We start from the raw sequence: 9249 nt of genomic DNA, 5'->3' as shown, positions 1-9249 counted from the left end.
ACGGCGGGTGCGCCTTCGGCTTACCCGCCCTACGGATGGCTCGGAGGTTGCGTAGGGCGGATAAGCGAAGCGCATCCGCCGTAAAGCAGCTCTCCCGCTTATCAATTACCGTAAACCGGGAACTTGCCGCATACGTCCAATACCTTGCCTTTCACCTCTTCGATCACGGCGTCGGCATTGCCGGCTTCCAGGCCGTCCAGAATATCGCACATCCAGCCCGCCAACTGCTTGCACTCTTCCTCGCGGAAGCCGCGGGTGGTGATCGCCGGCGTACCGACCCGGAGGCCTGAGGTGATGAACGGCGAGCGCGGGTCGTTCGGTACCGCATTCTTGTTCACGGTGATGTTGGCCCGACCCAGCGCTTCGTCCGCGTCCTTACCGGTGTACTCTTTACCGATCAGGTCCACCAGCATCAGGTGGTTTTCGGTGCCGCCGGAGACAATCTTGATACCGCGCTCAAGAAAGGTCGCCGCCATGGCCTTGGCATTTTTGACCACTTGCTGCTGGTACTCTTTATAGGCGGGGCTCATCGCCTCCTTGAAGCTGATGGCCTTGGCGGCGATCACGTGCATCAGCGGGCCGCCCTGACCACCGGGGAATACGGCGGAGTTGAGCTTTTTCTCGATCTCTTCATTGGCCTTGGCCAGGATGATCCCACCACGGGGGCCGCGCAGGGTTTTGTGGGTGGTGGAGGTGGTCACGTCGGCGATCTGCACCGGGTTGGGATATACGCCCGCGGCTACCAGACCCGCCACGTGGGCCATATCAACCAGTAAGTAAGCGCCCACTTCGTCGGCGATATCCCGGAACTTCTGCCAATCCACGACCTGGGAGTAAGCCGAGAAACCCGCCACGATCATGCGCGGCTTGTGCTCGCGGGCCAGGCGAGCAATTTCTTCGTAGTCCAGCTCGCCAGTCTCCGGGTTCAGACCGTACTGCACCGCATTGTAGATCTTGCCGGAGAAGTTCGGCTTGGCACCGTGGGTCAGGTGGCCACCGGCGTCCAGGCTCATACCCAGAACGGTGTCGCCGGGCTTGCACAGGGCGGCATAAACGGCGGAGTTCGCCTGGGAGCCGGAGTGCGGTTGAACGTTGGCGTAATCGGCACCGAACAGCTCCTTGGCGCGCTCGATCGCCAGCTGTTCACTCTGGTCAACGTACTCGCAGCCACCGTAGTAGCGTTTGCCGGGATAGCCCTCAGCGTATTTGTTGGTCAGCTTGGTGCCCTGGGCTGCCATCACCAGCGGACTGGTGTAGTTTTCCGAGGCAATCAGCTCGATATGCTCCTCCTGGCGACGGCTTTCCTTCTGGATGGAATCCCAGATTTCGGGGTCAAAATCGGCAATCGTCTGAGTTTTGTCAAACATGAACACATCCTGAGCAGGGCGACAGGCCAGGCAACAGCCCGCCGGGGTTAAAATTGGACGCGAATTGTACACCAATCAACCAGCTCGCTTCCAAGAAAAATACTCAACCAGCGCCATAGTCTCGCTCATAAAGCGCATCCGTCTTCTGGCGGCAAAGCCCGCATGGCGTTTGACCGGCCAACGGGCCGGTGCAACAATGCCTGACAGGCCGTCGGCCTAGGCCATACCGGATATTCAGTTTCGGTTAAGCCGCCCGGCGGTATAACAGAGGCAATGCTCTATATACGAGCGAAACCTCTGGGAGGACACCCCATGAAGACATCCTGGACTACCCTGGCCACCGCCGCCCTGCTGCTTGTGCTCAGCCTGGGCGCCTGGGCCGACGACGACTACAGTCAGGCCGAACTGAATCAGATGCTGGCCCCCGTCGCCCTCTACCCGGACACCGTGCTGTCCCACATCCTCATCGCCAGCACTTATCCCCTTGAAGTGGTACAGGCGAACCGGTGGGCTCAGCGCCACCGCAATATGGAAGGCGCCGCCGCGGTGTCCGCCGCCGAGCGCGAAGGCTGGGATCCGAGTGTGACCGCCCTGGTGGCCTTTCCCGACATTCTCGAACGCATGGCGGATGATCTGGAATGGACCCAGGATCTCGGCGAGGCCTTTCTGTGGGACGAGGGCGAGGTCCTCGCCAGCGTGCAGGACCTGCGCCAACGGGCCTACGAGGCGGGCACACTGCGCACCACCGAACATCAGGAGGTGGTCATAGAGCAGAAAACCATCATTGTCGAACCCCGGGTATCCGAGGTCATCTACATTCCTTATTACGACACCCGGGTGGTGTACGGCCCCTGGCGCTGGCACCACCACCCGCCCCACCGCTGGCATCGCCCCAGTCGGGGCTACTGGAATGCGGGTATCTTCTGGAGCTTCGGCACCCGGATTGACCACCGCAGCTTCTATTTCAGCAGCTTTCACTGGCACAACCGGCACACCGTGGTGATTGACATTGACCTGCACAACCATCACCGCTTCCACTCCGGCCGCAGTGTGGTTCGCTATAAAGAAGCGCGCCGCTGGAAACACAACCCGAGCCATCGCCGCGGCGTCGAGTACCGTCGCAGCACGGTGCGTCAACGGTATGCCGCCCCGTCGCGCACCGCACGCCATTCCGGGACACGAGTGGAACGCGCCCAGCGTGTAGAGCGCATCGAACAGCGCCTGCAGAACCCCCGCAGCAGCGCCCGGAGTGAACCCCGTCGTTCGCGGGACGCTCAGGCTCGAAATGATCGGCAACAACCCCGGCTTGACCGCAGCGATACCTACCAGACCCGTCGGGAAACTCCGAACCGGATGGAACAGCGTTCTGGCGAGCGCCTGCGCGCCAATGAGCCAAACCGCGACCGTGCACAGGTGCAGCGTCAAGCCCGCGAAGAGCGTACCCGCACCACTCGCACCGAGCGCCCCTCCCGGGAGGAACGAGCCAACGCCCGCAACCTTCGGCAACCAGAACGGAGCCAGCAGAACTTTCAACGCAGCACCCGGGATCGGGTGGATGCGGCCCGCAACCGCTCATCTATCAGTGAGCGAGCTCGCCAGAGCCGAAATGAGAATGGACGCGCCGAGCGGCGGTGATCAAGTGATGGGTTAAAGTGGCTGCTACAGGGAAGCGCAGCCACTTGAAACAGAGCGGGTCACGGGAATTGGTCAATTCACAATCGTTCAGGCTGGCAGAAGTCCAGCGACGCACCCAGGAAACTGACCGCACCAGACTAAACATTAATAGCGAATAAAAGGCACTATAGCCTATTAGTATATTGACTCCCCAGGCTTCAGGTATCGCTTCAAATCCTCCTCATCGATTGGCCCTGTGATTCGCTCATTAAGGATTTCATCGTCTCGCCAGTATTCAGACAAAGTATCCATAATATTGGTCGCCCGTTTTTTTGCTTTTACCAAGCTGGATTGGAAGTCCTCTCGGTAGTGGTCAGAGACTCGGCCCCACCAGCCCCAACTAAAATTATCGAGATTCCTGAAAATACTGTGAACCTCACTAGCTACACCTTCCATGTAGCCGTTATCACCTTCGATCGCCTTTTGAATAGCTTCATCAATTCCCTTTTGCGTACCTACCAAGTTTCTTAGGACTCTATCCCGCCAAGTCTCTGGCCAATCTGAAGCGGGCCATTGATGCCAGTCACCTTGCTCAGACGATCTCTCGAAAAATGCGTCCAATGAATTCTCCAGAACTTCAATCGCTCTTCTATGCCATACAGACATTTCTTGCATGTACTCAATGCTAGAAAATTTTCTTCTCAGTAATGTCCTTTTTAAATTATCATCCATCGTAAACTACCGACCAATCCATCAAAGCGTGAATTGACATTTTCCAATCAACACCAGCCTACCAATATGGCATACCAGCCACACCAGGGAAAATAGCTAATAGGCGCTCTCTCCAGGCTTCAAGTATCGCTTTAGATCCTCCTCATCAATAGGGCCAGTGATTTCCGGAGTAAGAATTGAATCTTTGGTTTTCCATGCTCCCATCAGTTGCCGCATGATATTCGAAGCGCACTTTTTTGCCTTAACAAGATTTTTAGTGAACTCGTCTCTGTGGTGACTGGGTATGCGCTCCCACCACCCCCAACTAAAGTTGTCAAGATTCCGAAAAATCCCGTGCAAACTTCCAGAGACGCTTCTAATCGTGGAGACTTGACCTTTTCTGTAGTTCTCTATACCTCGATCAATACTCTCTTGCGTCCCCAACAAATTTTTGAGTACCCGATCTCGCCAAGTTTCTGGCCAATCCGACGGCGGCCACTGATGCCAGTCTCCATGTTCAGAAGAACGCTCGAAGAACGCACTCAACGCTTCCTTTAAACTGTCAATCGCTCGCTGATGCCACTCAGACATTTCAAGCATGTAATCAACACTTGAGAACTTTCTCGCCAGCAACTCACGTTTCATCTCTTTATCCATAGCTATGGCTCCGGCCAGTTGGTAAGGTTTGGCGATGACGCTTCGATACTGTTCGGGGAAACGAACAATTGTGTGCTACCACCTTGGAGATAGAACTCGTTTCCCGAAAATTCTTCGTAGGGCTGACCTGCAGCCGGCCCTTCCCAAGCTTTCAGTCCACCTTCTCCCACAAAATGCTCGACATAGTACCCATTATCATTCCAATCATCTTTTACAGCGTAGCCTCTGCGCCATTCAGTCTTATTGGCTGGAAGATCATAAGCCCAAAAGCCACCTGCATCGTTGTTCTTTTCATCGACTATACGATAAATCTTAGTACCTTCGGGTATATCGACTGGTTTCGCATCCACAAAGGTATCGTAGGTTTCGTAGCCATCATAGTTCAAGTTTGGCCAGCCCTGAGCGACCAAATCATCATGACCTGCAGGGGGAGCCTCAAGCCCGGTCAAGTGGTTCGGCATAGGGCCGGTTTCCGCACCCATCGGCTTCCCATCAGCCTGAAGAGTATAGGGATCGTCCGGGTTTCCGTCACGGTGATAGCGCTTATGTACTCGGTCACCAGTTTTGGGCGCCTTGACATCGGAATGCGGTTCGTAGGGCAGCTCGGCCCTGGCTGTCAGTTGAGGCGCTTGGGGCTGGTCGGTAGAAAGGCTGGTTTTCTGATCAACCGGCGCGTCGAATTCTTTCCGGAGCTTCTTTCGACGCAGCTGTCGGGCCAGATTGCGAAACAGGTGGCCCAGGCCGCGCAGCCGGCTGGCGTGGCGGAGCTGTGAGGCGGCCTGGGCGGCGTTGCCTGCGCCGGCGGTGAAGATGGCCAGCAGGGCCGCCAGGACGATTTCAAATACGCCGGCGCCGGCAAACTCGGCCCACTCAACGCTGGATTGATTGTCCGCCATCGCCTGGGCAAATTCCAGCAACATTTCCCTGGTGGGTGCATCGTCGGCGATAAAGGCGGCGATGTCGTAGGCCTCGGCGATCAGCCCCATCAATTCCCGCAGGCGCTCCTCGCAGATATCGTCCGGCTCCACGCCGAACAGGCGGGCGAGGTCTTTCTTTTGTTCGTCCTGCAGGTTCTGGTTGACGCTGTCATACCATTCCGACCAGGTCAGCTCGCCGTCCTGATAGCTTTGATAGCTGGCCCTTAGCGTATCGCCCAGGAGGTTGGCCGGACTGAGGTAATAGGAGAATTCCGCGACTTTGTAGGCCGTTTTTCCCACAAACTCAACGAACCCCACAGCGCCATTCCACGCACCACGCCCCACGGCCTGAATGTGTTCAAAAACGCGCTGCGGGCCGCCCATCTGTTCGAGTTCACGCTCGTAGGCTTCGGCTTCCAGGCGTTGATCTTCGATGATCTGGTCAAGGACTTCCTTGATCGACGCTCGGGTCGCTTCGATGCGCGCGTCCAGATCGGGTTCGGGTAATAACGTTACGCGTACATTGCCTGGCGGCAGTCCGGCCAGACACACCTGGCCCTGGTCGTTGAGTCGTCCCACCCAGACCATACCGTCGCTGTCGGTCGCCCGGAAATAGCCATACACGGCACGCCCGCTCTGAAAGCGGTACTCCAGTTCCAGCCAGTGGTTATCATCGAGGTCATCGATGTCGGGGTCCCGGCCGCCACCGACCGCAACACCTTCGCCGACTTGCGTCATGCAGCCACTCCTTCAGCCTGTAAGCAGATCGCTCCCCGATAGCTCTGGTCGGCGGAGCCATAGATGAGGTGGGTATCGTCTCCCGGCAGACTGAGCGCTGTCTGGCCCGCGAGAGCCACCAGTACGGCGCCTGTCGCGGCGCCGATATCACCGTAATACTCGGCGGGGTGATGCACCTTGGGATCGTCGAACAGGTGGTGGTTGCGGGTCAGTGCCACACCCAACTCTTTGCCCCAGTAACGTTCGCCGTTCGCACTGCTGTAGATGTTCTTGATGGTCCGCTGCGTTGGACGCCCCGCCAGGGCCTGCTTGAACGCCTGATCCAGGCCCTCGCCCCGGTAAGGTTTGTCACTGAACCAGTGCCCGGACTCGTAGCCAAAACCCGGCTCAGTCAGGGCGACGCGGCGGCCATTCTGAATCAGCGCCTTTTCCGGATCCGGCGTCAGGCAGAGATAACCGGCGGCTTCTCCCGGTGCAAAGGCGTCGCTTCCGGGGTGCGGGCGCAGGTGCTGAGCCGCCAAGCGCTTCTGCCCGTCGAGCATCGCCAGCAAGGGGCTGAACTGGTAGCTGTCGGCTCCACCGACCAGAACAGCGCTGTGGCCAATGTCGTAGGCATAGTGAAAGGCCAACTTGATCGCCTCAATGACTCCCGGACGGCCGACACTGACCGCGCGGGAGCGCCGGGCGTCAATGGCGCCGGGCGCCAATTGTTCGTACAGCGCGGGAAGAAAGCCGTCGCTCAGCCCGGTGGCGACACCGGGGTATACCTCGGGACCGGCATAAAGCAGGGGAATCGGCGAGCCCGCTGAGACGGGCTGGAGCGCCTGGGCGGCGGCCACCGTCGACATTGCCAACATCCGTTGCTCTCGCAGCGTCAGCTCCGGGTACTGCTCCAACAAGGTCGGCAAGAGCGGCAGGGCTTCGTCGGGCACCAATGCCTGAACGATCAACCGGCGCTTTCCGGTAAAATAGCTGCTGGTAGCGTAGCGACTGATCTGTGCGCCAGCGGCGGCCCACACCATTTCAGTAGAGCCGCCAATGGCGGTAATCATGCCGCTGCCGGCCAGATACAACACTCGGTTCTGGGTCATGGCGATTCCTGCCTTCGTTCCATGGAGTACCAGGACTGTTGCGGATCGAGCAACGCCAACTCCAACGCGGCCGCGGCGCGCTGGCGTTGGGGGCCCTCCGACAGAACCCGCTGTAGATTGGCCTCGGTGACCGGCTCACCCAGCAGGAGCCGTTCACCCGGCGGATAACGGTGCTTGATCGTCTCCCAGAATACGGTCAACTTTTCGGTGTTGGGCCAGGGCAAGTGCTCATCGTCATCCATCGGGGGTACCGGTGTGTCCGGGTGATCCTGTGCTTCAGCGTCATTGAGTTGGGGGAGCTGATGGTGCAGGTCATGAGCTTGCAGATCGACGCCCGTGATCTGGTAGAACGCCTCGCCCGCCACACGAGCCAGCGACAATTGCTTCATACAGCGAAGCAACCAGGGAACCGCTTCCGGGTCGCCCAGAGCCGCGGTGGCGATCACGGATAGTCGGGCCGCGTCCGGCGAGGTTTGGCCGAATAGTTGCGCGACCCACTGCTTGGCATCGGTACTCGGCAACACACGCATGGCCAAGATCAACGCGTCGCACTGCCGGGGGCCCGACTGCAAGGCAAACGGCATGAGCATTCTCGCTGCTGACCGATCGCCCAACAGAATGGCCGAGCGGCAGGCCTCAAACGTGACCCCCGGCTCGCCACCCTCGCGCCCTTCCGCCAGGAACGGTGAGAGGTCACGACGCTTGAAAACGCCGACGCAGTGCAACGCTTCACCGTGCAGCAAACTGTCAGCACGACAGTCGTTCCGGCGCAGGATCCGGGTCAGAAAGTCGCAGGGGTCCTCGCCACGGGCCCGGCAGGTTGCCAGTGCCAGACGCTTGTGAATGTGCTCCTTACTGATGAAAAATTTACGCACCCAGTCGTGGCAGTAACGGCCGGGCAGCCAGGTCAGCGCCGACACCAGCGCGGCGAATCCCGCCCCATCCTGTAACCCCGCTTCTACCGCTTGCTGAATACACCCCACTTCCAGTGTACGAAACGCCACGGCGGCCGCCGCAAACACCTCACCTGGCCCCGCATGAGCCAGGGCGCTCTGACAGGCGGCCCAGGCTCGCTCTGGGGCCTGCGCCAGGGCGAACAGCTGGGCGTCAATACGGCTTTCGAGTTCGGCCAGGTCGGAGGTTTGGTAGTGCGGTTGAATCAACGCCCGCGAGCGCAACAACCAGAGAAAGGCAACCTCTTCAACGCAGTCGTCAAACTGTGACTCAAACCCCGAAAGCGGATTGGGGAAAGCGGTAATAGCAGCGGTCATCCCTGATCTACCCCATGATGTTTTTCTTGTTATGGTAGAGGGGATCACCCATGCGGCAGACGTTTTTACCCTCAATTTTGACGTCAAAGGAGTACATCATGTACTCGCATTCGGCCTTGTGCTTACCACTGATAATTCCCTTTTTGACTCCGGCTTCATCGCCCGCGCTCTTGCTATAAATGGCGCCTTTGACCATCGGCATCTGACCGTCCAGCGTGACGGATTTGGGGCCCTTTGCGGTATCCGACGAGCGGCCGATATTCGGGTAGGGAATCGGTACGACGGAAGACCCCACTGGGGTTTTGCAGACATCGGGAAATACCGTGCTCATGCCGCCACTGCCCTTATGGGCAATACCGCGGCCATTGGCAAAGGTCGTTTGTGCCATCATTCAATTCCTTTGTTTACCGGGGTTGTCGGGTCATTGAGACCGTCACTGACTCCACGCTCAGCACGTCGCGCGGACAACTCAAACTGGCCCGCCAGGTTAAACTCACTGTGCGCTTGAACGGCTGAAAATAGAGTGTTTCCAATCGGGCCGACAGAGGCTCCTGACGCCCCCCGTGGTGAGCGCTGACCGAAAGAGGAACCTCAGGTAACTGTCCGGTCCATGCCCCATCGGGATGCATGCCGGTCAGTTCGAACGGCTCACCGCCGCGCATCCAGCCCGGGTACACCAGGCCGGGAGCGGCCACATTAAAAAAGCGCCGGGAAAAATCCTCCGGCGCAAAGGGCGCGCGGCGAAGACGCCACTGTTGATCGTAGGTACCAACGAACCGGGTGCGCGGTTGCCAGTGCGGCGCCACCGGGCCCAAACCGACCGGCTCGGGACTATCGTCCCGGTTTCGAAGCAGCGCCTGCGGGTGCTCAATATTCGGAATCA

At 58.8% G+C, this 9249-nt stretch carries 9 protein-coding genes; 1 reads left to right on the top strand and 8 read right to left on the bottom strand.

The genetic code is table 11. The annotated features are described in order from the left end of the window. Window positions 1–101: 101 nt before the first annotated feature. Window positions 102–1367: a serine hydroxymethyltransferase gene (gene glyA, locus B3187_RS10455; RefSeq protein WP_286806288.1), complete on the bottom strand. Its 1266-nt coding sequence runs from the start codon at window positions 1365–1367 to the stop codon at window positions 102–104. A 312-nt stretch (window positions 1368–1679) separates the two neighbouring features. Between glyA and B3187_RS10450 the strand changes: the two genes are divergently transcribed. Next, a complete protein-coding gene (locus B3187_RS10450; RefSeq protein ID WP_286806287.1) occupies window positions 1680–3002 on the top strand; it encodes a DUF3300 domain-containing protein in 1323 nt (440 codons plus the stop codon). Between the two features lie 174 nt (window positions 3003–3176). On the opposite strand, the gene B3187_RS10445 is transcribed toward B3187_RS10450, so the two are convergent. The 7 genes from B3187_RS10445 to B3187_RS10415 all read right to left on the bottom strand — a co-directional run. After that, a complete protein-coding gene (locus B3187_RS10445) occupies window positions 3177–3713 on the bottom strand; it encodes a hypothetical protein (protein ID WP_286806285.1) in 537 nt (178 codons plus the stop codon). Window positions 3714–3809: 96 nt separating this feature from the next. After that, the gene (locus B3187_RS10440) at window positions 3810–4349 is read right to left on the bottom strand and encodes a hypothetical protein (protein WP_286806283.1); all 540 of its coding nucleotides are present in this window, start codon (window positions 4347–4349) and stop codon (window positions 3810–3812) included. 2 nt (window positions 4350–4351) lie between these two features. Next, the gene (locus B3187_RS10435) at window positions 4352–6004 is read right to left on the bottom strand and encodes a hypothetical protein (RefSeq protein WP_286806282.1); all 1653 of its coding nucleotides are present in this window, start codon (window positions 6002–6004) and stop codon (window positions 4352–4354) included. Continuing rightward, window positions 6001–7095: a hypothetical protein gene (locus B3187_RS10430; protein WP_123639113.1), complete on the bottom strand. Its 1095-nt coding sequence runs from the start codon at window positions 7093–7095 to the stop codon at window positions 6001–6003. Before B3187_RS10430 ends, B3187_RS10435 begins: the two co-directional genes overlap by 4 nt. After that, the gene (locus tag B3187_RS10425; RefSeq protein ID WP_286806281.1) at window positions 7092–8366 is read right to left on the bottom strand and encodes a TIGR02270 family protein; all 1275 of its coding nucleotides are present in this window, start codon (window positions 8364–8366) and stop codon (window positions 7092–7094) included. The genes B3187_RS10430 and B3187_RS10425 overlap by 4 nt, the downstream gene beginning before the upstream one ends. A gap of 7 nt (window positions 8367–8373) precedes the next feature. After that, on the bottom strand, window positions 8374–8757 hold the full coding sequence (locus B3187_RS10420; RefSeq protein WP_246004442.1) for a DUF4150 domain-containing protein: 384 nt from the start codon (window positions 8755–8757) through the stop codon (window positions 8374–8376). 13 nt (window positions 8758–8770) lie between these two features. Beyond that, window positions 8771–9249, bottom strand: a 479-nt coding sequence (locus B3187_RS10415) for a DUF2169 domain-containing protein (protein WP_286806279.1), incomplete at its 5' end; no start/stop codon positions are given.

This window comes from Marinimicrobium sp. UBA4209, assembly GCF_002381585.1.
Taxonomy (GTDB): domain Bacteria; phylum Pseudomonadota; class Gammaproteobacteria; order Pseudomonadales; family Cellvibrionaceae; genus Marinimicrobium; species Marinimicrobium koreense.
This window is presented reverse-complemented; position numbering and strand designations above follow the sequence as displayed.

Bases quoted from the DNA above. Each gene is read 5' to 3' on its own strand.
- B3187_RS10435 (WP_286806282.1), bottom strand. From the start codon at position 6,004: ATGACGCAAGTCGGCGAAGGTGTTGCGGTCGGTGGCGGCCGGGACCCC.
- B3187_RS10450 (WP_286806287.1), top strand. From the start codon at position 1,680: ATGAAGACATCCTGGACTACCCTGGCCACCGCCGCCCTGCTGCTTGTG.
- B3187_RS10430 (WP_123639113.1), bottom strand. From the start codon at position 7,095: ATGACCCAGAACCGAGTGTTGTATCTGGCCGGCAGCGGCATGATTACC.
- B3187_RS10425 (WP_286806281.1), bottom strand. From the start codon at position 8,366: ATGACCGCTGCTATTACCGCTTTCCCCAATCCGCTTTCGGGGTTTGAG.
- B3187_RS10420 (WP_246004442.1), bottom strand. From the start codon at position 8,757: ATGATGGCACAAACGACCTTTGCCAATGGCCGCGGTATTGCCCATAAG.
- glyA (WP_286806288.1), bottom strand. From the start codon at position 1,367: ATGTTTGACAAAACTCAGACGATTGCCGATTTTGACCCCGAAATCTGG.
- B3187_RS10440 (WP_286806283.1), bottom strand. From the start codon at position 4,349: ATGGATAAAGAGATGAAACGTGAGTTGCTGGCGAGAAAGTTCTCAAGT.
- B3187_RS10445 (WP_286806285.1), bottom strand. From the start codon at position 3,713: ATGGATGATAATTTAAAAAGGACATTACTGAGAAGAAAATTTTCTAGC.